The following is a 22,868-nucleotide window of genomic DNA, read 5'->3' on the forward strand; positions in this document are numbered from 1 at the left end:
ACATGGACGACGCCATCTGGGATCTGCCTGTTCGCGGGCAGCTGCCCGCCGGACCCGACCCCGTCCTCGTGGAGGGGCTGAAGCGGATCAGCTCGGCCACCGCCTGCGCCAAGCTGCACGCCCAGGGCATCCGGCGGACCTTCATCGAGGGACCGCGTCCCATCGCCCAGGGGCAGAAGATCGCCGGCCGGGTCCGCACGCTGCAGTTCATGCCACAGCGCGAGGACATCGCCTCCGGGCTCGGCCAGGAGTACGTCGAGCGGCACACCGCGCTGTGGGCCGTGCTGGAGACGATCGAGCCCGGCGACGTGCTGCTCGTGCAGGCGTACGGCAGCGCGTACACCGGCTGCTTCGGCGACATGCTGGTGCGCTACTTCAAGCGCAAGGGCGGCGCGGGCATCGTCGTGGACGGCAGGATCCGGGACCTGCCCCGGGTGAGCGGCATCGGGCTGCCGCTCTGGACGACGGGCGCGACCCCTCATTACGCCTCGCAGGCGGAGCTGTTCCCGTGGGCGTACGACGTGCCGGTGGCCGTGGGCGGGGCGCTCGCGCTGCCCGGCGACCTGTGCGTGGCCGACGACGACGGCGCCGTGGTCGTGCCGCGCCGGCGCGCCACGTCGGTGCTCGAGGCCGCCGCCGACCACGAGCAGTGGGAGCGCTACAGCCGCGCCCGCATCGAGGAGGGCGGGGCGCTTTCCGACTACTACCCACTCACCCCCGAGACCCGCGCCGAGTACGAGCGGTGGCGGGAAGTTAAGGAGAGCCAGTGATCCTCAGGTCCCTGGGCGCGGTCGTCTTACTCCTGGGCGGGCTGACGACCCCGACCCCGGCGGCTGCCGCCAAGACGTGTGACTATTTCGTCTCCCCCTCAGGCGGCGACCGCGGCGACGGCAGCGCCCAGCGCCCGTGGAAGTCCATCGAGCAGGCCCGCGACCAGCTCCGGGCCAAGAAGAAGTACCACCAGAACTGCGACATCGTGGTCAACCTCAAGACCGGTGACTACGTGGTCGACAAGACGATCACCTTCACCGAGGCCGACTCCGGCGAGAACAGCCACAAGATCATCTACCGCAGCGCCGACGGCCCCGGCAAGGCCAGGCTGCTCGGGGCCAGGCCGCTGACGGGCTGGCAGAAGTACGACGACAACATCTACAAGACCAAGGTCGACCGGAACTTCTACACCCTCTTCGAGGACGGCAAGCGCGCCACCACCGCCCGCTACCCCAACAGGACCAGCGACGACCTCTGGTCGCCGTACCTGTTCTCGGTGCTGCCGGAGGCGGAGTACCAGGCCGTGCACAACTGGCTCTTCTTCGACCCCAAGGACGTCCCGAAGGAGTGGGACGCCGACTTCGACAAGAACGCCCAGATGGTCGTCTGGTCGGGCGGGTCGTGGAGCTGGTTCAGCGACACCGTGCCGCTGGGCGGGGCCGACTTCCGCAAGAACTTCTTCACCTTCAACCACGACACCCGCTTCAGCCTCGTCAACAGCCGCAGCGGCTCGCGTTACTTCCTGCAGAACACGCTGCGCTTCCTCGACCAGCCGGGCGAGTACTACTTCGACTTCGCCAACAGCGAGGTCTACTACTGGCCGAAGGGCTCGATCGACAAGGTCGTGGCGCCCACCGTCAAGACGCTCATCTCGCTGGCCGGGTCCTCGTCGGAGCGGCGGGTGCAGAACCTCTCCTTCGACGGGCTGGCGCTGCAGTACTCCGACTTCGTCGACTGGTACCGCTACGGGTGGAACGCCGCCGGCGACTCGGGCTACGAGCACAAGTACCCGATCTACGACCGGCAGATCGAGCTGCCGCGCAACCGGTTCGGCATGATCACCGTGACGAACTCCCGCGACATCGACCTGACCAGGCTGCACCTGTCCGACAGCGGCTTCACGGGCGTCTTCCTGCTCTTCGCCAACGAGCGCGTCAAGGTGACCGACAGCCTGCTGGACAACATCGGCGGCGACGGCATCAAGGTGGAGGGCGGCTATCCCGGCGAGGGCGACATCACCGGGCACCACACGTTCGCCAACAACTACATCTACCACGTCGGCGAGCTGGTGCCCGGCGACGCGGCCGGCATCGAGCTGATGAGCACCGGTAACAACGTGGTCAGCAACATCGTCGTCAAGCACAGCGCCCGCTACGGCATCAGCCTGGAGGTCCGTCCCGAGATCAAGAACGAGGACAACTACGCCCGCAACAACCGGTTCTCCTACATCCGCCTGGAGGAGACCGGCCTCGACAGCGGCGACATGGGCGCCTTCTACACCTACGGCGTGCACAACGTCGAACCGCACCCGATCGACAACTACGTCTCGCAGATGGTGATCGGCGACGTCATCAACGACCCCGCCGGGCAGATGCCGGACTCCGGCACGCGCGGCGTCCACATGGACGCGGGCGGCTGCGGGTTCTCGATCGAGAACGTCGAGGTGGGCAAGGTCAGCGACGACAAGTACCAGGCCTACAAGTGCAACGAGGTCAAGAACGCCAACTGGGCGGACGGCTTCGACACCTCGAAGATGGAGTACGACAAGATCGGTGTGACGAGCGCGTTCCCGTACCCGATCCCGAGCTAGACGCCATCGCGAGGGTCCGGCCCGGCCGGGCCCTCGCGCTCGCCCTCGCCCCACCGCCCGACACCCACCGTCCGCCGTCCACCGTCCGACACCTGACGCCCGCCGTCGCATCGCGGCGGGGGCTGCCCGCTTGTCCGGCCTCCTAGCAGCCTGTGTCCGCGTCCGTCGCGCGGGCGCCGCACCCCTGGAGCGCACGCATCGTGACTCCTCCGCTCTATGAAGGGAGCGGCTTCTCGCTAAGCCGCTTGCGCAGCGTCGCGAAGGGCAAGCCCTGCCCTCAAGATGTTGATCGCCGCGTTCACGTCGGCGTGCGCGGAAAACCCGCACCCCGTACATCGGAAGACGGCTTGGGTGACACGGTTCTCCTTCGCGCAGTGCCCGCAGCGCGAGCAGGCACGGGAGGTGTTGGCGGGGTTCACGGCGATCAGCTCTCGACCGGCGCTTTCAGCCTTGTGCGACAGGATCGTCAGGAACGCGGACCAACCCGCGTCGAGAATGCTCTTGTTCAGCCCGGATTTAGCCGACTGGCCGTTAGCCAGGTAGCCGCCTTCGCCGTCCGGTTTCGGCGCGGCACGCCGGGTCATGCCCGCGACGTTCAGCGCTTCGTGCACGATCACGTCGTAGCCGCGGACCAGCGCGAGCGCGGCCTTGTGCGCCGAGTCGAGGCGTTGCCGCCGCACCTTGGCGTGCAGGGTCGCCACCCGTGCGACGGCCTTACGGCGCCGCTTGGATCCTCGTTTCTTCCCGGCGAGCTCCCGCTGGGCCGCTGCCAGACGGCCGGCGCAAGTGGCAAGGTGCCGCTGGTTTTCGACGTGGTCGCCGTCGCTGGTCGTGGCCAGCGAGGCGACACCCATGTCAATACCCGCGACCGCGCCCGTAGCGGGAAGGGTCTGCGCGGGCACCTCATCGCACGACAGCACGACGAACCAGCGGGCGCCTTCCCGCTTGACGCTGATCGTCTTGACGATGCCCAGCACACGACGGTGCTGGTGGACCCGGACATGCCCGACGCCCTGCAACCGCACATAGGTCGCGGCCGGGTGGCAGGGCTGGGAGTCCCACCGGCAGCCGTCGCCGTCCTTGGGCCACTCGACCGTGTCGAACCAGCCCCGCCCCTTGAAACGCGGGAACCCTGGCGTGCGGCCTGCTTTGACGCGGTCGAAGAACGCCCGGTACGCCTTGTCCAGCCTGCGGAGGGTGGCCTGCTGGGAGGAGAACGACCATCGGCCCTGACCGTCGGGGTCGTCGGCGCGGATGTGCTTCAGCTCCGCCGACTGCTCGCCATAGCGCACCGTCACCCCGGCTTTGCGGTAGGCCGTACGGCGGTGTTCGAGAGCCGCGTTGTACAGCTCCCGGTGGTCTTCCAGACACTGTGCGAGCGCGGCGGCCTGCTTGCCGGTGGGGCGCAGCAGGAACTTGAACGACCTGCGCACACCCACCCCCCACGCTCGGTCCCCCCACGCTCGGTAACGAGACCACCACGATATCGGCCGGCACCGACAAACCCGGAAGGAAATCTGTGACCCGCGGACCTGACAGGTCAAGGCACGCTCGGGCCTTGACGGCCCTCCCGCTCCCGATTCCCCCGTCGCCTGAAGACGACGGTTACCTCGGGAGACTCTGATGGACGACCTCTCGCGCCGTGGCTTCCTCTTCACCGCGACCCTCGCCGTCACCCTCGCCTCCGGCTCGCCCACCTCCGCCTTCGCCTCAGGCTCGCCCGCCTCCATCGCCGGTCCTCCCGGGGCGGGCTGGTTCGCGCGGCCGCGCCGGGCCGTGCGGCCGATGGTGCGCTGGTGGTGGCCCGACGCCCACATCGATCCCGCCGAGATCCGGCGGGAGGTGGACGTGCTCGCGGACGCCGGGTTCGGCGGGGCGGAGATCGCGGCGGTGCACCACAGCATCCGCGACAAGTCCGTGCTGGACCCGGCCCGGCACGGCTGGGGCACCCCCGCCTGGAACGCCGCCGTCGAGGCCGCGCTCGACCAGGCGGCCCGGCGCGGCCTGACCATCGACCTCACCATCGGCCCGTCCTGGCCTGCCGCCGTCCCCACGATCACTCCCGAGCATCCGGCCGCGGTCAAGGAGCTGGCGCACGGCTCGGTCGCCGTGGCCGGGGGCGCCACGTACGCGGGTGAGGTGCCGCCGCCCGCCGTCGCCGGGCATCCCGCGCGTACGCTGCTGCTGGTCCAGGCGGCCCGGCTCGACCCCGCGAACTCCACCCGCAAGGAGACCGGCCTCGACCCCGCCTCGGTGGTTCGGGTCCCCGTGAGCGACGGGCGCGTCGACTGGACGGCGCCCGCCGAGGGCGAGTGGGTGCTGATCGCGTACTGGGAGCGGGGCTCGGGCCAGCGTCCCGAGTCCGGCCCGCACACCGTGCCCGAGGCGTACGTGGTGGACCACTTCAGCCGGGCGGGCACCCGCGCCGTGATCGACTACTGGGAGTCCACGCTGCTCACGCCCGCCGTGCGGAGGCTGCTGAAGCGGGCGGGCGGTGCGCTGTTCGAGGACTCCATCGAGATCGAGAGCGACGCGCTGCCGTGGACGCCGGGGCTGCTCGCGGAGTTCGAGCGGCGGCGGGGGTACTCGCTGGCGCCGTTCCTGCCGGTGGTGGTGCTGGCGGAGGAGGATCCGGTCTTCGCGTACGGCGCCGTGCTGACCAGGCATGCCCGCAAGGACTACTGGGACACGGTCTCCGAGCTGTTCAACGAGCACCACTTCGGGATGCTGCGCGACTGGGCGCATTCGATCGGCCTGGAGCTGCGGGCGCAGCCGTACGGGCTGCAGACCGACGCCATCGCCGCCGCGGCCATCCTCGACGTGGCCGAGGGTGAGTCGCTCGGCTTCAAGAACCTCGACGACTACCGCTGCCTGGCCGGGGGCCGGGACCTGGCGGGGCGAGAGGTGCTGTCGTGCGAGGCTGGAGCGTACGCGGGCGGGGCGTACACGACGACCTGGACGAAGCTGCTGCGCACGGTGGGGGGCGCGTACGCGGCGGGGCTCAACCAGACCGTCCTGCACGGTTTCTCCTACGCCACGGCGCCGGGTGCGGCCTGGCCCGGGTTCGCCGCCTTCACCCCCTACTCGGGGACGGTCGGCTATGCCGAGTCGTGGGGTCCGCGCCAGCCCACCTGGCGGCATATCGGCGATATTTCCGGATATTTCGCGAGAATCCACCAGATCATGCGAGAAGGTGCGCCACGTGCTGATGTGGCGGTGCTGCGGCAGACCGGCTACACCAAGACCGGCATCGGCGCCGGCTGGTTCACCGCGAGCGGCGTCCCCACCGGGTGGACCCACCAGTTCATCAGCGCGCCCCTGCTCGACCTGCCGTCCGCCCGCGTCTCGGGCCGCCGGCTGGCGCCTTCCGGGCCCGCCTACAAGGCGCTGTTCGTGGAGGGCGACCGCTTCTACGCCTCCGAGTGCACCATGACGGTCGCGGTGGCGCGGCGGCTGCTGTCGTACGCGCGGGCCGGGCTGCCCGTCGTACTCCTCGGCGCGTGGCGGTCCGCCTCGGTGCCGGGGGTGGCCGCGGAGGGGGAGAACGAGCGGCTTCGAGCGGTTCTGACCGACCTGCTGGCCGAGCCGTCCGTCCGGCTGGTCGCGGACCAGGCGGAGGTCCCGGTCGCGCTCGCCACCCTCGGCGTGCGTCCCGACATGCGCTACGCCACCGCATCCACCCTCCTCGCAGCCCGCCGGGTGGCCGGCGACGTGGACTACTACTACCTCTGCAACGGCAAGCACACCGAGAACCCGAAGCCACCGGTGGCACCCATCGACCACGACGTCACGCTGGCGCGCACGGCCCGCGACGGCGTCCCGTACCTCCTGAACCCGTGGACCGGCCGCGCCGAGCGCCTGGCGCTCTACACGGCCGACACCGACGGGATCCGGCTACGGGTGAAGCTGCGCCCGGGCGAGTCGACGGTGCTGGCCATCGGCCGCCCCGGCCTCTTCGGGACCGGCCCGGTGCAGGGACCTCACGCCGTGGCCACGGACGCCGACCTGGTGAGGTACGACCTGGGCACACTGGTCGTGCGCGCCTCCCGCGCCGGGACCTACACCACGACGCTCTCCGACGGCCGCACCGTCACCACCACGATCGGCCCGGTGCCCGAGCCGGTGCCCCTGTCGTCGTGGCGGCTGGAGGTCGAGGACTGGCGTCCGGAGGGCACGACCACGCACCGACTAACCCTCGACCAACTCACCCCCTGGTCGGACATCCCCGAACTGGCCGACACATCCGGCATCGGCGTCTACACCACCGATGTGCGGCTGGAGAGCGGGGCGTACCTGGATCTCGGCGCGGTGACCGACACCTGCCGCATCCTCGCCGACGGCCGCCGCCTGGACCCCGTGAACCAGCTCAACCCGGTCGTGGACCTGGGACGGGGCGTCCGCACACTACAGGTGGAAGTGGCCACACCCCTCGGCAACCGGCTCAGGGTGACGGACCCGGCGGTCTACGGCGGCCTGACCCGCCAGCCCTACGGCCTCCTCGGCCCGGTCCGGCTCGTCCCGTACGTCGAGGCCCGCCTGCGTCCGAACTCCGAACCATGAGCATCCGAACTCACCTCCGCCCTGCTCCCATTTCGCCAGAACGGCCCCTTTCGCGCCCGAGCCGCCGACACCTATTCACATCCCGCGGGAGAAACACGCCGGACGCCGGGAGAAACAACCACACCCAAGCACGGGGGCGATGACCTGCACGAACTCCAACAGTGTGGCACTGTGCTCGCCGTCAGACCTTGCACCCGCGCACTGGTGCGGGATTGCCCTTCCCACCTTCGCAAAGGCAGGAATGCGGTGAACATAGAGGCACAGATCCTCGCTTTGCTAACGCGTATCCGGGCGCTCGAGGAGAGCATGCAGCCCGGAGACGACAGCTCCAAGACGATCGGCATCGCCCTGGTGCTGACGGATCTCGCCGACATCCGGGCCGAGATGAGACAGGACCTCGCGGCCCTCGGTGACGAACTCGCCGGCCTTCGCCGCCATATGAACGACCGCTTCGCCACCATCCAGTCCGAGCTGCTGCACAGGCTCGGCGGGCTCCCACCCGAAGTGACCAACTAGCGAACCGATCACAGGACGGCAAAACAGCCCCGTCTGAGGCTGCCGAGGCTCAGGCGGGGCCGCTCTTTTGAACACGCCCTGGGCGGTGACAAGGCAGGCAACTGGGAGCGGTGGTACAGGGAGAACGTCCCGCCGGCCGAAGCGCGGAAAGAACGCGGCCTGGGGCAGAAGGACTTTGCGGCGATCATGGATGTGAGTGTTGCCAGGGTTTCTCAAAATCGAGCGTGGCGAGGTGGGGTCTCTCGATGTCATCGCTCGCTACGCAGCCTGACGCCTCTTCGATCACCCATCGCCCAACGGAAAAGTTCTGCTGAGTTCAGGGCGTGGACGAGGGCTCGGGGGTGCCGTTGGGCCACAGGCAGGTAGAGGTGGAGCTCAGGGAAAGCACGTCGCCTTCCGTCCAACCGATGGTGATGAAGAAGTCGTCGGGGCGGGAGCGCCCGTAGAGTTGCAGGCCGTTGTCGGACTGGGCCTCGATGTAGTGGCCTTGGCTTTGCCAGTACGCCTTCACCTCGACGATCACCTTCTTGAGCGAGTCCTTGGGCAGCCCGCGCAGGTAGTACGTGCGATTGATGATGAGCCGATCTTCGGAGCCTCCGTCGACCGGGTCGAGGCACAGGCTGTCGTTGAGACTGGGCTGGTGCAGCTCCAGTTCGGGCTTGGGATGCATGATGGCGACGGTCCCGTTGATGAGCTGCTCAATGCGGGCCAGTGCCTGTGCCTTGGTGATCGTCGGCTTGTCGGCCGATGCGTTCATCGCTCCTCCTAGAGCTCCACCGGGCGCGCATCCTGCGACGAGAACCGCGGCTGCGATGATCAACCTGACGGAGCGGAACATCTAGTCTCCTGGCGGGGTCGGCGACGGCTGCGGACTGGGCGACGGCGGGGACACGAGCTCAGGAGAAGGATGTGCCGGAGGTGGCGACGGTGTCGGCAAGGGTGTCGGCAAGGGTGTCGGAGTCGGCACCTGCTTCGGCGTCGGCAGCTTCGTCACCTGGTCATATCGACCAGCGATGATGAATCCCATGTTCCTCAGCGAGACCGACTCATCGTTCCAGTAACCGGAGTGTGTCCCGATGTCATACCCAGTAAAAGCCAGGAAGCCCGAAACTGGCGTAGGGCTGACAACGAAACGCCGAGCGCCGAAGGCGATGTTGCTGGGGTCGGTGCCGAAGGGGCCTGGGCCGTTCGGGAGGGCGGGTTGCAGGACGCCCGAGATGGGGTGCCGCCCGCCGCTCAACGGAAAGTGCCCCAGGTCGGCTACCGGGTCCTGCGGCGACTCCCCTACCCACACCTGCTTGACTCCCAGATCGCCCGCCCGCATCGCCATCGTCCCCGGGCTGCCCACGAGGATGAGCTGATCGGCGAACGTCCCCTTCCGCGTCTGGGCGGCGATGCCGGTTACCACGCTGCCGTAGCTGTGGCCCAGGACGGTGAACCGGGGTGTGCCGGCCGCCTGGTGCGTGGCGTGCAGGCCGTCCAGGAAGCTGGCCAGCGGGCCGGCTCCGGCCTGGGCGAGATGGGGTGAGGCGACGGAGGTGTCCGCCCGGAGGATCCCGGCGTCGAGTTGCGGGGCCGTGTAGCCGAGCCAGAGAATCGAAGCGGTCTTCGCGTGGGGGGCCGAACGGCTCGCCTGGTCCCAGAGGGTTCCGGCGCGGGCCACGTCGGCGCCGATCCCCTCCAGGGTGCTGCCCGTGCCCGGCACGGAGGTGACCACCGAATCGGCCTTGTCGGGGTCGCCGAAGGAGATGGCGGCCTTGCCGAGCCCGCCCAGTTCGAGGGCGAGCAGGAGCGCGGGCGGGCGGCCGTTGACCCCGCCCAGGGCCAGGCTCTTGGTGACGGCTTCGATCTGCCGCTGCTGCTTCTCCAGCTCCTCGATCTCACGGTGCGTGGTCATCCTCCGCCACGCGTCCGCCATGATGATCCCCTTCGCCAGGGACTCGTCCAGGGCCCGGAGCTCCGCCAGCCGCTTGGCGATGGCGTCCTTGCGCATGGCGAGGTAGGCGCGGTTCGCGCTGTCGCGGGTGGCGGCGGGCACGCCGTTGAGCGAGCCGACCAGTTGCGGCGCGGCGTCGATGAGCCGCCGTTGGGCGGCCGGGTCGAGCATCTGCCACCAGGCGCTGACCCGGGCGGCGAGGGTGAGGTCCTTGCCGGTGTTCTGGGCGGCCACCAGCTTCTCCAGCGCCGAGGTGTCGCCGGCTGCGGCGGCGGCCATCACGTCGCCGATAGCGCCCGGGGCGGGGGCGGACCCGCCGAACAGCCCGAAGCCGAGCACGGCCGCGGTGGCCGCCTCTCCGTCGGGACGATGCTGGAGCACGGTCAGCCGTCTGCGCAGGTCGACGACCTCGCCGGCGGCCCAGGCGCCCACGTCCCCGACCTGCTGGGCGGGCGCGGCGCTGACGCCCGCGGAGCCCAGCGCCGCCGAGAGAACACCTCCCGCGGCGGAGAGTTCGTGCCCAACCCGCTCCAGATCCGCCACCATGCGGGTCATCGCCTCCACGTTCATCCCGGCGTAGCCGCCGCGCGTAGATGGAGTGGCGGGGAGCGGGGTGGACAGCGACGGCGGGGCAGCGTGCCCGCCGAGGGCGCGGATGCGGTCGGCGATCTGCGCGGCCGCGGTCTCGAAGGCACGCTGCAGCCGGGCCCGCTGGTCACCCATGGCTCGAGTGAAGGGAGCGGCGCCGCCGCCGACCCAGGCGTGGGCCGCCATGTAACGCATGCTGGAGTCGAGCGCGCCGACGTGATCGCCGGCCAGTCGCACCACCCGCGCCAGGGCCTCCTCCAACCCTGCCGTGTCACCTGCCACAACCTCGTACGGTGACACAGTCGCCACCGTACGGAGTCAGGTCATAGCCAGCCGTTATCGGCGGCCATCATTGAGCGGCCGAGCATGATAAGGCGCACTATCGGGCCTATCTCTTCTCCAGAACGCCGCCCCGCTCGTTCACCTGTGGGAACGCTAGTGCGTCCCCCTCAAGGAGGTTGCGCCACAGGTGCTTCACCTCCGCCTCCCGAAGCCAAGGGCTCTCGCTGACCCGGTCTCCCTTGGACGACCTCTCCGTTCGGCGGATATGGCCGAGGCCACCGGCCACGCAGAGCTCGTACACCGTCGGCAGGCATTCGCACGTGTGGCCGCGGACCCTGACGGACTTGCATCTGGCTGTCGGGCCGGACCATTCGATGGCCCCGTGCCCCTCTCTCAGCGGCTTCACGTGCGGGCCGTGAATTCCTCGATCGTGATGTCGATCTCCAAGGCCGATTGTGATGTCCGGGTGATGGGACGTCGCTCAACGCGGTGGTCTCCCTGAGGGGGTCGGGCAGAGGTGGGCGACCTACCGGTTCGGGCAGCAGATCACGCTGATCGTGGCGAACCGGCCATCCTGCAGCCATTCGCCCCACTGCACGTCCACACCCCGGGACAGCAGGTCGAGGGCCGTCTCCAGCCGGTCCTCAAGGGGCACCCGATCTGGTAGCGGCGTCCGGATTCTTCGAGTCACGCAGGACGTAGGCGTCCTCCATCACCAAACCCGGCAGAGGGTCCGTCGTCATCCTCCGTGAATGACGACGGACCCTGGTGGCGGTAACCGGCTCATCTGTTGCGCACCGACCCTCGCTTTCTTGGTGACCAGGTGGAGCGGGTATCAAGCGATGTTCAGCACCGCTCGCCGGACCGCCACCAGATCGAAACGCCTCGGATCGAACTCCGCGGCGCTGGTCAACCCCGCCCATCGCACCAGGTGCTCGTGCTCCTCATGACGGGGATCGGCCAGAGCGGCCCGGAACTCGCGGTACCCCCACGTCCCGCCACAGTCCTCCGGCGGGCAGGCGCCTTCTCCTGCCACGACCGCCGGATACCGGACACCCTCCTCGGCCGCCACCGCCCGCTCGAAGACGATCTCGTGCTCCCAGCTGTCGCCGAAGTCGTACTCCCAGCTGATCCGCATGCCCGCGCCGCCCGCCACCTCGGCCAGGGTCGTCTTAGTCTCGTCCAGCAGGCCGTCGTCCCATTCGAGCGAGGGCCGGCCGTAGCGCCGCTCTCCGATGGTGAAGACGTGCAGGTGATGGTCCTCCCATCCCATGGCCAGGGCCAGGATGCGGTGCAGGCGCTCCAGCGAGATCCCGGCCGACACCCGTAGCCGCCGCCACACCACCGGGTCTTCGGTGTCCAGCAGCGTGACCTTGAGTTCGTACACCGGTTCCCCCGGAGCGGCCTCCCCCAGCGTGCGCCGTATCTCCTCCTGGCCGAGCGGGGTCAGCGCGGCTTCCCCGTTCGTCAGCTCGATCGCTCCCAGGTGCGCCAGCGCGCTCAGCATCCGTTCGGTGTCCCGGTCGTTGGATTTCCTGGCGCGTTCCGGCTTCTCGATGAGTAACGGTGCCGACGCCCGTTCCCAGGACAGCTCGTACAGCTCCGTCAGCGGCGCGGACCCGCCGTACAACCGGGTCAGCACGGTACGCACGACGGGCGCGAACTCCTCGTGCAACGGCGAGGTCCACCACCCGGCTGGGCACACGGCCTCCGCCAGCCGTGGGAACGCCTCGAACGCCGCCTGCCACAGCGCGGCCGGGCGAGCGAGCGTCGGGGTGGCCTTCTTCACCGGGACCAGCCGTCCTTTGACCACCCGCACCAGGCCGGCGGCCCTGGCCCACAGGAAGACCCTCTGCAACCCGGAGAGCTCGGCGCTGGACGTGGTCTTGAACACCCTCCCACCGATGTCCGGGTCGACCACGTCACCGGTGTCCAACAGGTCCACCAGGGTCCTGGCGTCGGCCAGAGTGATCTGGCCGGTGGCGGTCAGTTTCCGGCCCGCGCCGACCCACTCGGTGAAGGCGCGCAGTTCCCGCACCACCGGCGAGTCCTCTGCCTCATGCACTCATCCAGCTAACACCAGTGGGACGCTCCTCGTTGCTCGGCGAGGCTCCCTATGCTGGAATCTTTGGACGCGGAACGTGACTCTCGCGCTCAGCCAGGCGGTCCTGCACGGCTCCTCGTAAGCCGAGGCCTGCACTACCGGGGACCCATGAGTCTCGTGAGTCACGGGGGACCTGTATGGGGTGTTCCGGCCCATAAGCTGGGTTCGTGAATGCCGGAGTGAGACGCGAGTGGTGACGCGCAACGACGTGGCGCGGCTGGCGGGCACCTCGCCCGCCGTGGTCAGCTACGTGATCAACAACGGGCCCCGGCCGGTCTCGGCGGCGGCCCGGCAGCGTGTGCTGGACGCCATCAAGCAGCTCGGTTACCGCCCCAACGCGGTGGCCAGGTCGTTGCGCTCGCGGCGCTCGTGGACCATCGGGGTGATCGCCTCCGACAGTGCCGGCGGGAAGAGCCCGTTCTTCGGCCAGTTCACCCGGGCCTGCGAGGAGGTGGCCTGGCAGCGGGGCTACTCGGTGCTGTTCGGCAACTCCGCCGAGGATCCGGCGCGGGCGGAGGGCTATGTCAGGGGGTTCCTGGAGCGGCAGGTCGACGGGCTGGTGCTGATGAGGGTGCCGGTCTCGGCCGATCAGGCCGAGGAGATGCGGGGACGCGTTCCGGTGGTCACCATCGACCACGCGGCGCCGCCGTTCTTCTCCCGGCTCGCGGTGGACGACGAGGAGGGCGGCTATCAGGCCACGCGACATCTCCTGGAGCACGGCCATCGCCGCATCGGCTTCGTCGGCGGCCCGCTGGACATCACCCCTGTGCGGCTCAGAGCCGCGGGCTGGCGCCGCGCGCTCCAGGAGGCCGAGGCCGCTGCCGGGTCAGAGGCGGGGCTGGTCGAGGAGGGGAAGCTTGCCAAGGGGGCGGGGCCCGTCGAGGGGGTCGAGCTCGCCAAGGAGGCAGGGCTGGTCGAGGAAGGCGAGTTGAGTCTGGAGGGTGGTTACGAGGCCGCGCTCCGGTTGCTGTCGTCGCCCTCGCGTCCCACGGCCCTGTTCGCCTCCATCGACGGCCAGGCCATCGGCGCGATGCGGGCCGCTGCCGATCTCGGGCTGCGGGTGCCCGGGGACGTGGCGGTGGTGGGGTTCGACGGGGCTCGGGAGGCGGCGTACACGGTGCCCGGGCTTTCGACGATCAGCCAGCCGATAGACGAGATGGCCCGCCACGCTACGGAGACGCTGGTCGGCGCCATCGAGTCGGAGGGTGTGGAGCCGGTGACCAAGATCTTCTCCGCCACGCTGGTCACCCGCGGCTCCTGCGGCTGCCCCGAGCCCCGCCTGCACCGCTGATCCCCCAGCCGTTGATCACGCAGGCCGCGGGCAGCGGCTTGTCACGGCTCTTCCAGTGCGTACGCGATCGCCCGGGAGAGCCCGAGCCGCGTGCCGTCCCGGAAGGCCGCCGTGAACGCCTGAGCCCCCAGCTCCCGGCGGGCCCGCTCGGCGCACTCCTGGTGCGATCTCGCCTGGTAACGCATCCGCGCCGGAGAGGCGGCCACCGCCTCCCACAGGACGTGGGCGGCTCCCAGCAGCCGGGCGGCCCGCTCGTACCGGCCACGTGCCGCGGCCGTCCAGGCCAGCACCTCCAGGGACTGCGGAAGGCCCCACCGGTCGTCCGCGGCGCCCCAGAACGCGGCCACCTCCCGCATCCTGGCCTCGGTCTGCTGCAAGTCGCCCTGCTCCCAGCGGGCCATGCCGACCGCATACAATGCGTACGCGCGGAAGAGCGTAGCGTTACGCCTCTCGCACAACGTCACGAGTTCCTCGCCGTACTCGGCGGCCCGGTCCGGGCGCATCGTGGCGGCGAAGAGGCCGGCGACATACAGGGTGACCCCCACCGCGTGGACGTCGCCTCTCGCCCAGTGCCGGGCACGGGCCTCCTCCAGGAGCGCTAGCCCGCCCTCGGCGTCACCCTCCGACAACGCCGCCACGCCGGAGAGCTGGACGGCGAACGCGAGTGCCCTCTCGTCCCTCAACTGACGCGCGAGCGCCAGGCACTCCCGCGCGTCGGCCGCCGCCGCATCGCCCTGGTAGTGGGCGAGCAGCCCGTCGGCCCACAGGCCCATCGCCCTGGCGACGCTCGATCCGGGTACGAGCGCGAGGCCGCGCTTCAGCCAGTACCGGCCTTCGCTGAGACCACCGGCGACGAGCCAGTTGGCCCACAGCTCGGCGGCGATCTCCAGACCGGCGGCGGCGTCGCCGGGCCGGCCGAAGCAGAGGTCGAGCGCGACGCGTACGTTGGGCAGCTCCGGCTCCAGCTTCCGCATGCGATCGATCTGGCCCGGCTCCACCCGGTCCACGCGCACCTGCTCGACCAGTTGGCGATAGTGCTCGATGTACCGCTCGCGCAGCGCCTCCGCGTGCGCGGGGGGCAGCTGTTCGCGGCCGTACGCGCGGATGGTCTCCAGCATGCGGTGACGGGCCCCGGCGCCGTGCGGCTCCGCGACGCCCAGGATGGACTTGTCCACCAGCCCCATCATCAGATCCAGCACGTCCTCGCGGGCCAGTCCCTGCCCGGGGCAGACCGCTTCGGCGGTCTCGACGTCCACTCCCCCCGGGAACATCGACAGCCGTTCCCACAGCCGCCGCTCGCCGGGCGAGCACAGCCCGAAGCTCCACTCCATGGTCGCCCGCAGGGTCTGGTGGCGTGCCAGCCTGCCGGGGCCGACCTCTCCAGCCGGCAGGGCCGCCGCGTCCAGGCGCTCGTCGAGCTCGTTCACGAGGTCTTCCACGGAGGTCGTCCGCAGCCGTACCGCAGCCAGCTCGATGGCCAGCGGGATCCCGTCCAGGCGCCGGGCCAGCCGGGCGACGGCCCGGGCGTTGGCCGCGTCGACGTGGAAGCCCGGCCGGATCGTCGCCGCCCGCTCCGTGAAGAGGCGCACGGCGTCGCGCCGGGCGATGTCGCGGGTACGGTCGCCGGGCCGCGGGATCGGCAGGGACGGCACCGGCAGCACCCGCTCGCCGTACACTCCGAGCGACTGCCGGCTGGTGGCCAGGATCTGCAGCCGCGAGGTGCCGTACAGCAGTTGCTCCACCAGCCGGGCGCACGCGCCGAGCAGATGCTCGCAGTTGTCCAGCACCAGCAGCAGCTGTTTGTCCGCCAGGTGCTCGATCAGCTGGGCCTCGAGGTCCGGCGTGCGGTCGTGGATGCCCAAGGAGGCGGCCACGGCCGGGGCCAGCAGGTCCTCGTCGTCGATGGTGGCCAGCTCCACCAGCCGGACTCCCTCCCGGTACCTCCGGGGCAGGATCTCGCTGACGCGTCGCGCCAGCCGGGTCTTGCCGACCCCGCCCACGCCGGTCAGGGTCAGCAGGCGGGTCTTGGTCAGGAGCCGCCTGACCTGGGCGATCTCGTGCCGTCGTCCGACGAAGCCGGGAGTGTCGGCCTGCCGCCGGTCCGCCGCCGGCTCCTCGGCGTCCGGAGCGCTCCAGATCGTGTCTTTCACGGACATGATCACTCGCCGCCGGGCGGCCTCTCGCCGGTGCGGCGGGCCTGCTCCGCGACCCAGCCGACGATCTGGGTCCTGGAGTTGAAGCCGAGTTTGCACAGAATGTGCTCGATGTGGCCCTCGACGGTGCGCTGAGCGATCACCAGCGCCGCCGCGATCTCCTTGTTCCGCATCCCCCGGGCGATGAGCTGGGCGATCTCGGTCTCCCGCGGGGTGAGCGGCGTGTACTGGTCCTCCTCACCGGACGGGCCGCGCGAGGGCGCCTCCTCCATGAGGGCGTACGCGAGCGCCTGGTCGGCGGAGCGCCTGGTCCCGCGCTTGACGGCCGTCTGGAAGGCCGGTTCGCCAAGAGCCCGGCGGGTACGGTCCTCGCATTCGTCGTGGTACCGGACGAGGTGGCCGAATCCCAGCAGGGGCGTGCCGATCGCCTCCCAGACGTTGCGCAGAACGCCCAGCAACGCGCCGGCCCGCGGGTACTCCTCCTGCGCGGCGGCGATCCAGGCCAGCACCTCGATCGTGAGCCCGACCCCGACCGAGTCGTCCAGAGCGTGGAAGACGCGCAGGCTCTCCTGCTCCAAGGCGGTCGCGCCCCGCACGTCGCCCTGGCGCCAGCGTTCGATGCCGAGCGCCGTCATCGTGTACGCCCGGTGCCAGCTCTCGCCGTGGGCGTCGCAGATGGCGATGCCCTCCTCGGCGGCGGCGACGGCGCTGTCCGAACTGCCGAGGAACGAGTGCGCCAGGCAGAGCCAGGTCAGCGCCTGGACCTGGCCCGCCGGGTCTCCACCGGCGCGATGATGGGTCACCGCCTCCTCGAAGGACTTGACGGCCGACTCGGTGTCTCCCGCGTGCATGGCGACCATTCCGGAGTAGAGCGCGACGTAGCCGAGCACCGGTTCCAGCCCGAGTTTCTCGCCGAGCGTCCTGCTCTTGGCCAGCAACCCGACGGCCGAGGCCTGATCGCCCTGGATGATGGCGAGCGAGCCGCATGCCCACAGCGCCCGGGCCCTGACCTCGGACCGGGCGGCGGGCTGCGCGAGTCCCTGTTCGAGCCAGTCGCGGCCTTCGCCCAGGTGGCTGCTGGTGATCCAGTGGTCGAGCAGGTCGCTCGCCATGTCGATGCAGAGCCCGGCGCGCTCGGCCTGGCAGTACTCCAGGGCGGTGCGCAGATTGGGGTGCTCGACGCGCAACCGGGTCAGCAGCCGCGCCTGCGCCGGGCCGAACAGCTGCGCCTGCGCCTCACGCGAGAGCCGCCGGTAGTAGTCGCGATACCGGCGTTTCAGCTCCTGCTCCTGCCCGGAGGCCACGAGGCGCTCGCGCCCGTACTGCCGGATCGTGTCCAGCAGCCGGAATCGCACTCCGTACGGATGTTCCTCGCGGATCAGGACGGACTTCTCCACCAGGCCGATCATCAGATCGAGGATCTCGTCATGGGCGATGCCGGCCCCGGCGCAGACCGCTTCGACCCCCTCCAGATCCAGGCTGCCGGTGAACACCGACAGGCTCGCCCACAGCCGGCGTTCGTGCTCGGTGCAGAGCCCATGACTCCAGTCGATCAGGGCGCGGAGCGTCCGGTGGCGGGACACCGTGGCGCTCGGCCCCGTGTTGAGCAGCCCGAACAGATCGTCCAGCCGGTCGAGCAGCTGGTGGAGCGAGAGCACGCGCAGCCGTACGACGGCGAGCTCGATGCCGAGCGGCAGACCGTCCAGGCGACGGCAGATCTGCTCGATCATGTCCTGGTTCTCGCTCGTGACGGTGAAATCGGGCAGCACGGCCGTGGCTCGCTCGGCGAAGAGCCGTACCGCGTCGGACATGGCGGACGCCGTGTCAGGCTGGGAGTCGCAGCCCGGCAGCGGCAACGTCGGCACGGGGAACGCCTGCTCGCCGACGGCTCCCAGCGGCTGCCGGCTGGTGGCCAGGATGCGCAGGTCCGGGGCGCAACGCAGCAGCGCCTGGGCCATCACGGTGGACTCGTCGAGGACGTGCTCGCAGTTGTCCAGGACGACCAGCGCCCGCCGCGCGCACAGGTGCTCGGTGAGCACCTGGAGGGGCGGCCGGGCGGTGTGACTCTGGATCTTCAGCGCGGCGATCGTGGCCTGGGGCAGCAGTGCCGGGTTGTCCAGTTCGGCGAGTTCGACCAGCCAGACCCCGTCGGGGAAGGCCCGCCGCAGGTCGGTGGCGACGCGCAGGGCCAGCCGGGTCTTGCCGACGCCGCCCGGACCGGTGAGGGTGACCATCCGGGCCTCGGAGAGCAAGCGCTTGATCGCCGCTACTTCGTGCCGACGCCCGATGAAACTGGTCACCTCAGCGGGCAGACCGCCGGCGTACGTCTGCGCCGAGGCGCGCAACGTGGCAATGGTCATCGATGCCTCGCATCGGCTCCAGCGAGTGGGTCACCTTACGTGACCAAGAGCCGATATAACCAACATATGCCCAGGACGGGCGCCGATGACCCGGACGATATGCGTGGCCAACGGGCATATCTGGACCTTGTACCGAATCATGGGCAACCCCGGCCTCGCGCGTGGAACAAATTTTGCGCTGCGTGTCTGACTTGTCACTTAACTGACCTTGGCGGTGCTCTGATACGATCTTGGCCCACTGACGGGCTGGAGGCTTGGTGGCCGAAGTGTTGGCCCTGTTGGCCGAGGATCCCAGGACGGTGGGGTCCCACCGCCTGGAAGGGCGGCTTGGGGTAGGCGGGCAGGGCACCGTCTACCTGGGGCGCGGCGGCGACGGCGGCCCGGTGGCGGTCAAGCTCCTGCACCCGCACCTGATGGCCGACCACCGGGAGCAGAAGCGGTTCCTGCACGAGGTGGAGACCGCCAGGCGGGTGGCGCCCTTCTGCACGGCCCAGATCCTCGACTGCGGGTTTCTCGGGGGCAGGCCGTACATCGTCAGCGAGTTCGTGGACGGGCCGTCGCTGCATGACGCCGTACGCGACAACGGGCCGCGCGGGGCGGCCGCCCTGCAGCGGCTGGCGATCAACACCGCGACCGCCCTGATGGCCATCCACGAGGCCGGCGTGGTGCACCGCGACTTCAAGCCCGGCAACGTGCTGCTCGGGCCCGAGGGGCCGGTCGTCATCGACTTCGGCATCGCCCGGGCGCTGGACCTCAGCCAGTCGGTCGTCAGCAGCCAGGCCATCGGCAGCCCCGCCTACATGGCGCCCGAACAGATCTCCGGCGGCGACATCGGGCCCGCGAGCGACCTGTTCGCCTGGGGCGCGACCATGGTCTACGCGGCCACCGGGCAGCACGCCTTCACCGGCGAGTCGATCCCCGCCGTCCTGCACACGATCCTGCACGGCGAGCCGGACCTCGGCGGGCTGGACGGGGCGGTGCGGGCGCTGCTGGAAGAGTGCCTGTCCAAGGTCCCGGCCCGGCGGCCCACCGCCGCTCAGGTGATCGAACGCCTGCGCGCTCTGCCGTCCCCGCTCTGGAACACCGTTCCGGTGAGCCGCCGGCCGGGACGCCCGGCAGTCGCCGTTCAGAAGGCGGACGGCCGCAGGCGCGGCCTGGTCATGGGTACGGCGGGCGCGACCCTGCTCGTCGCCGCCGCGGCAGCCGGCTACTTCGCGCTCGTGCCCGCCGCGTCCGGCAGCAAGGCGACCGGGACGACCGCGGCGACCGCGGTGGCGTCGGTGCCCGTGGCCCTGCCTTCCTCCAGCGCGCCTGAAACGCCGACCACGCAGGACACACCCGCCCCGGCGGAGATCGAGCGGTCGTCGGCGGCCGAGGCCGTGCCCAGTACGAGCGCCGTCCCGCGCGGCACGTCGAGCCCGACCCGCAGGGCGTCGCGTACGAAAGCCCCGGTCGTCGAGCCCACCCAGAAGCCGACCAAGAAGCCGACCCGCAAGCCCACGACCAGGCCGACCAGAACCACACCGCCCCCGAGCAGCCCGCCGGCGCCCTCCCAGGGCTCGATCACCTTCAACGACGCCCATGAATACTGCAAAGCGCAGGGCTACAGCATGGCCGCCGGAAACTGGAGCTCGCTGTCGTGCTTCGGCATGACGAACAAACCCATCACCGCGACGGCGGTGTGCCAGTGGAAGTACCAGGGCCGCGACGCGGTCGCCGAGGAGCCTCAGTACGCGTACTCGCAGGAGACGGCCTGCCGGCTGTCATGATGATCATGCCCTCGCGGCGGCGGCCACGATGCGGCGGACGATCTCCTGGGCGATGGGCTCCGGCGAGCCCGAGACGGTGACCCGGGTACGGCCGCCCCCGGGCACGAACGTGCTGGAGCCGTCCGCCCCCACCTCCACCCGGCCCTCCGGGCTGAAGGCGAACAGGTCCGGCGCCAGCATGCTCAGCACCGTGATCGGGTCGTGCGGGCTGTTCCACTCCTCGTTCCAGAACCGCCACCACTGCTCGATCTCCGCCTTCAGCGCCTCCCCCAGCGCCCCGGCCCCCGCGACGGCGGCCACGTCGGCGGCGTCCATCCGGACCGTGGTGGTGATCTCCAGGCCGGTCACCGTGATCGGCGCCCCCGAGCCGAAGACGATGGCCGCCGCCTCCGGGTCGCAGCGCAGGTTGTGCTCCGGCTCGGGGTCGTTGAAGCGGCCGCCCATGATCCACAGGTGCCGGACGTCCCGGGCGAACGACGGCGACGCCGTCAGGGCGTTGGCGAGGTTGGTGAGGGGCCCGACCGCCACGACGTCCACCTGGCCGGGCGCCCGGCTCACCTGGTCCACCAGGTACGCCGCCGCGTCCCCGGAGTCGACCGCCTCGGTCTCCAGGTCGGTGAAGAGCCTGCCCTCGTGACCCGCCCACCAGACGGGCCGGTCCGTCAGGGTCCTGGCCGCCCCCGGGATGACGGTCAGGGACCGGTCCGCGAGACGTACCAGCCGCTTGGCCAGGCGCGCCCGCAGCAACGTGTCACCGTAGACGGTCGTGCAGCCGACCAGGTCCACCTCCGGCGAGCCGAGCAGGACGGCGAGCGCCAGCGCGTCGTCCACGTCGGAGCCGATGTCGGTGTCGAAGATGACGCGCATGGTCGAAGAACTCATGGAGACCCTTCTCGGAGGTTGTTCTCGGAGGTTATTTGAGGCCCGTGGTGGCGATGGACTGCGTGAAGTGACGCTGGAAGCGCAGGATGATCAGCAGCGGGATGACCGTCAGCACGATCGAGCCCGCGAACAGTTGCCCGTAGTCGATGGTGAACTGGCCACGCATGTTCGCCAAGGCGATCGGGCCGAGCTGGTGCTCGGCGTCGGTGCCGATGAGCAGCGGCCAGACGTACGACTGCCACTGGAAGATGAACAGCGTCAGGCCCGCGCTCACCAGGGCGGGACGCGAGAGCGGCAGGTAGATCCTGGCGAACACGCCGAACCAGCCGAGCCCGTCGATGCGCGCCGCCTCCACCAGGTCCTTGGGGATGGCCAGGAAGAACTGGCGCAGCAGGAAGATGGCCAGGCCGTGGCCCAGGCCCGGGAGGATGAGCCCGGCGTACGTGTTCGTCAGGTCCCAGTCCCGGAACAGCGTGGCGAGCGGGATCGCGATCGCGTCGAAGGGGATGAGGAAGCTGAGCACCACGATCGCGAACAGCGCCCCCTGGCCCCTGAACCGCACCGCCGACAGCCCGAACGCGGCCGCAGCCGAGATCAGCAGGCCCACGGCCACGGTGGCCAGCGCCACGAGCAGGGAGTTGAGTATCGCGCGGCCGAAGTCGCCGGTGACCAGGCTCGCGTAGTTGCCGAGGGTGGGAACGGCCGGTACGAGCGTCTCCCACGACAGCCGCGAGATGTGGCGGAAGATCTCCGAGCCGCCACGCAACGAGCTGGACAGGGCCCAGAGCAGGGGCAGCGCGAAGGCCAGGCCGATGATCGTGCCCAGCAGGGCGTACAGACGTCTGGACACGGTCAGTCCCTCCCCCGGAGCAGCCGGAACTGCACGATCACCACGGCCAGGACGAGCAGCACGAGCAGCATCACCTCGGCCTGGGCGAGGTTCAGGTCGCCCACGGAGTAGGCGCGGGTGAAGATGTCGAACATGGTGACGTTGGTGGAGCCCTGCGGGCCGCCGTTGGTCAGCATCTGTACGGGAGCGAAGACGAGGAAGTTCGAGACCGTGTCCGCCACCAGCACGAACGCGAGCGGCCTGCGCAGCAGCGGCAGCGTGACGTGCCAGAAGCGCGCCCAGGCCGACGCGCCGTCGATCGCGGCGGCCTCGTACAGGGAGGTGGGGATGTCCTGGAGCCCGGCGATGAGGAACATCATCCAGTAGCCGACGCCGATCCACGACAGCAGCACGATCAGCGACCACAGGGCCTGGCCCGGCGAGGTGAGGAACGGCTGCGGCGGGATGCCCAGCACGCTCAGCACCGAGTTGAGCAGGCCGTCCGGCCGGTACGCGACGCTCCAGATCGCCGCCGAGACCGCCGGGGGCACCGCGATCGGCAGGATCACCAGCACCCGCAGGAACCGGACGCCCGCGAAGCGGCGGGTGAACAGGACCGCGAGGGCCAGGGCGGCGGCGATCTGCAGCGGGTTGACGATCAGGCTGAACACGAGCGTGACGCGGACGCTCTGGAGGAACGTCGGGTCGGCGAAGAGCGTGGCGTAGTTGCCCAGGCCGACGAACGTGGTCTCGCCGGTGACCAGGCTGGTGTGGCTCAGGCTGCTGGCGAACGCCATGACGGCGGGGATCAGCCGGAGGACGAGGAGCGCGACCAGGGCGGGCGCCAGGAACGCCAGCGACACCAGCACCGGCCGCCCGACCACCCGGCCGCTCCGCTTACGCCGAGACGACGGCCACCCGCCAGCCACGCCTCCGCCTTTACCTCCACCTCCGGACGACAGCCGCCCGCCCGCCACGCCTTCGTCCTTGCCTCCGCCTCCGCCTCCGGATGACGGC

16 protein-coding genes are annotated in these 22,868 nt (G+C 70.3%); 6 read left to right on the forward strand and 10 right to left on the reverse strand.

Annotated features, from left to right (window positions below; genetic code table 11):
• Positions 1 to 2: 2 nt before the first annotated feature.
• Both AB0J87_RS18720 and AB0J87_RS18725 read left to right on the forward strand, forming a co-directional pair.
• Positions 3 to 770 (forward strand): hypothetical protein, encoded by a 768-nt coding sequence (locus AB0J87_RS18720; RefSeq protein ID WP_363966693.1) that lies wholly within the window; start codon positions 3 to 5, stop codon positions 768 to 770.
• Positions 767 to 2,581: a right-handed parallel beta-helix repeat-containing protein gene (locus AB0J87_RS18725; protein WP_363966695.1), complete on the forward strand. Its 1,815-nt coding sequence runs from the start codon at positions 767 to 769 to the stop codon at positions 2,579 to 2,581. The genes AB0J87_RS18720 and AB0J87_RS18725 overlap by 4 nt, the downstream gene beginning before the upstream one ends.
• A gap of 236 nt (positions 2,582 to 2,817) precedes the next feature.
• Here the strand turns inward: AB0J87_RS18725 and AB0J87_RS18730 are convergent, their stop codons facing one another.
• A complete protein-coding gene (locus AB0J87_RS18730) occupies positions 2,818 to 4,014 on the reverse strand; it encodes a transposase (protein WP_363966697.1) in 1,197 nt (398 codons plus the stop codon).
• A 190-nt stretch (positions 4,015 to 4,204) separates the two neighbouring features.
• Between AB0J87_RS18730 and AB0J87_RS18735 the strand changes: the two genes are divergently transcribed.
• Positions 4,205 to 7,141 carry a glycosyl hydrolase gene (locus AB0J87_RS18735; RefSeq protein WP_363966699.1) on the forward strand — a complete coding sequence of 979 codons (2,937 nt, stop codon included), beginning with the start codon at positions 4,205 to 4,207 and terminating at the stop codon, positions 7,139 to 7,141.
• A gap of 306 nt (positions 7,142 to 7,447) precedes the next feature.
• Positions 7,448 to 7,657, forward strand: a complete 210-nt coding sequence (locus AB0J87_RS18740) for a hypothetical protein (protein ID WP_363966701.1) — start codon at positions 7,448 to 7,450, stop codon at positions 7,655 to 7,657.
• A gap of 316 nt (positions 7,658 to 7,973) precedes the next feature.
• Here AB0J87_RS18740 and AB0J87_RS18745 read toward each other — a convergent pair whose 3' ends face one another.
• The 4 genes from AB0J87_RS18745 to AB0J87_RS18760 all read right to left on the reverse strand — a co-directional run bounded on the left by AB0J87_RS18745 (position 7,974) and on the right by AB0J87_RS18760 (position 12,528).
• Positions 7,974 to 8,414 carry a hypothetical protein gene (locus AB0J87_RS18745; protein WP_363966703.1) on the reverse strand — a complete coding sequence of 147 codons (441 nt, stop codon included), beginning with the start codon at positions 8,412 to 8,414 and terminating at the stop codon, positions 7,974 to 7,976.
• A gap of 81 nt (positions 8,415 to 8,495) precedes the next feature.
• Positions 8,496 to 10,481, reverse strand: coding sequence for an alpha/beta hydrolase (locus AB0J87_RS18750; protein WP_363966705.1), 1,986 nt, complete (start codon positions 10,479 to 10,481; stop codon positions 8,496 to 8,498).
• A gap of 508 nt (positions 10,482 to 10,989) precedes the next feature.
• Positions 10,990 to 11,154, reverse strand: coding sequence for a hypothetical protein (locus AB0J87_RS18755; RefSeq protein WP_363966707.1), 165 nt, complete (start codon positions 11,152 to 11,154; stop codon positions 10,990 to 10,992).
• A 144-nt stretch (positions 11,155 to 11,298) separates the two neighbouring features.
• Positions 11,299 to 12,528: a plasmid pRiA4b ORF-3 family protein gene (locus tag AB0J87_RS18760; protein ID WP_363966709.1), complete on the reverse strand. Its 1,230-nt coding sequence runs from the start codon at positions 12,526 to 12,528 to the stop codon at positions 11,299 to 11,301.
• A gap of 232 nt (positions 12,529 to 12,760) precedes the next feature.
• Between AB0J87_RS18760 and AB0J87_RS18765 the strand changes: the two genes are divergently transcribed.
• Positions 12,761 to 13,858, forward strand: coding sequence for a LacI family DNA-binding transcriptional regulator (locus AB0J87_RS18765; RefSeq protein ID WP_363966711.1), 1,098 nt, complete (start codon positions 12,761 to 12,763; stop codon positions 13,856 to 13,858).
• A gap of 41 nt (positions 13,859 to 13,899) precedes the next feature.
• Here AB0J87_RS18765 and AB0J87_RS18770 read toward each other — a convergent pair whose 3' ends face one another.
• Together AB0J87_RS18770 and AB0J87_RS18775 are read right to left on the reverse strand one after the other, a co-directional pair.
• Complete coding sequence (locus AB0J87_RS18770; protein ID WP_363966713.1) at positions 13,900 to 16,008, reverse strand: AAA family ATPase; 2,109 nt, start codon at positions 16,006 to 16,008, stop codon at positions 13,900 to 13,902.
• An 8-nt stretch (positions 16,009 to 16,016) separates the two neighbouring features.
• Positions 16,017 to 18,371 carry a LuxR C-terminal-related transcriptional regulator gene (locus AB0J87_RS18775; RefSeq protein WP_363966714.1) on the reverse strand — a complete coding sequence of 785 codons (2,355 nt, stop codon included), beginning with the start codon at positions 18,369 to 18,371 and terminating at the stop codon, positions 16,017 to 16,019.
• Positions 18,372 to 18,628: 257 nt separating this feature from the next.
• On the opposite strand from AB0J87_RS18775, the gene AB0J87_RS18780 reads away from it, so the two are divergent.
• On the forward strand, positions 18,629 to 20,140 hold the full coding sequence (locus AB0J87_RS18780; RefSeq protein WP_363966716.1) for a serine/threonine-protein kinase: 1,512 nt from the start codon (positions 18,629 to 18,631) through the stop codon (positions 20,138 to 20,140).
• A 3-nt stretch (positions 20,141 to 20,143) separates the two neighbouring features.
• Here AB0J87_RS18780 and AB0J87_RS18785 read toward each other — a convergent pair whose 3' ends face one another.
• The 3 genes from AB0J87_RS18785 to AB0J87_RS18795 are packed head-to-tail and all read right to left on the reverse strand — an operon-like array spanning position 20,144 to position 22,735.
• Positions 20,144 to 21,022 carry a nucleoside hydrolase gene (locus AB0J87_RS18785; protein WP_363966718.1) on the reverse strand — a complete coding sequence of 293 codons (879 nt, stop codon included), beginning with the start codon at positions 21,020 to 21,022 and terminating at the stop codon, positions 20,144 to 20,146.
• A 31-nt stretch (positions 21,023 to 21,053) separates the two neighbouring features.
• Positions 21,054 to 21,872 carry a carbohydrate ABC transporter permease gene (locus AB0J87_RS18790; RefSeq protein ID WP_363966720.1) on the reverse strand — a complete coding sequence of 273 codons (819 nt, stop codon included), beginning with the start codon at positions 21,870 to 21,872 and terminating at the stop codon, positions 21,054 to 21,056.
• 2 nt (positions 21,873 to 21,874) lie between these two features.
• A complete protein-coding gene (locus AB0J87_RS18795; RefSeq protein ID WP_355201073.1) occupies positions 21,875 to 22,735 on the reverse strand; it encodes a sugar ABC transporter permease in 861 nt (286 codons plus the stop codon).
• Between the last annotated feature and the right edge of the window lie 133 nt (positions 22,736 to 22,868).

Source organism: Nonomuraea sp. NPDC049625, assembly GCF_040675285.1.
Classification (GTDB): Bacteria; Actinomycetota; Actinomycetes; order Streptosporangiales; family Streptosporangiaceae; genus Nonomuraea; species Nonomuraea angiospora_A.

Coding starts and splice junctions, on each gene's coding strand:
- AB0J87_RS18720 (WP_363966693.1), top strand. CDS start 3: ATGGACGACGCCATCTGGGATCTGCCTGTTCGCGGGCAGCTGCCCGCC.
- AB0J87_RS18735 (WP_363966699.1), top strand. CDS start 4,205: ATGGACGACCTCTCGCGCCGTGGCTTCCTCTTCACCGCGACCCTCGCC.
- AB0J87_RS18740 (WP_363966701.1), top strand. CDS start 7,448: ATGCAGCCCGGAGACGACAGCTCCAAGACGATCGGCATCGCCCTGGTG.
- AB0J87_RS18745 (WP_363966703.1), bottom strand. CDS start 8,414: ATGAACGCATCGGCCGACAAGCCGACGATCACCAAGGCACAGGCACTG.
- AB0J87_RS18775 (WP_363966714.1), bottom strand. CDS start 18,371: ATGACCATTGCCACGTTGCGCGCCTCGGCGCAGACGTACGCCGGCGGT.
- AB0J87_RS18785 (WP_363966718.1), bottom strand. CDS start 21,022: ATGAGTTCTTCGACCATGCGCGTCATCTTCGACACCGACATCGGCTCC.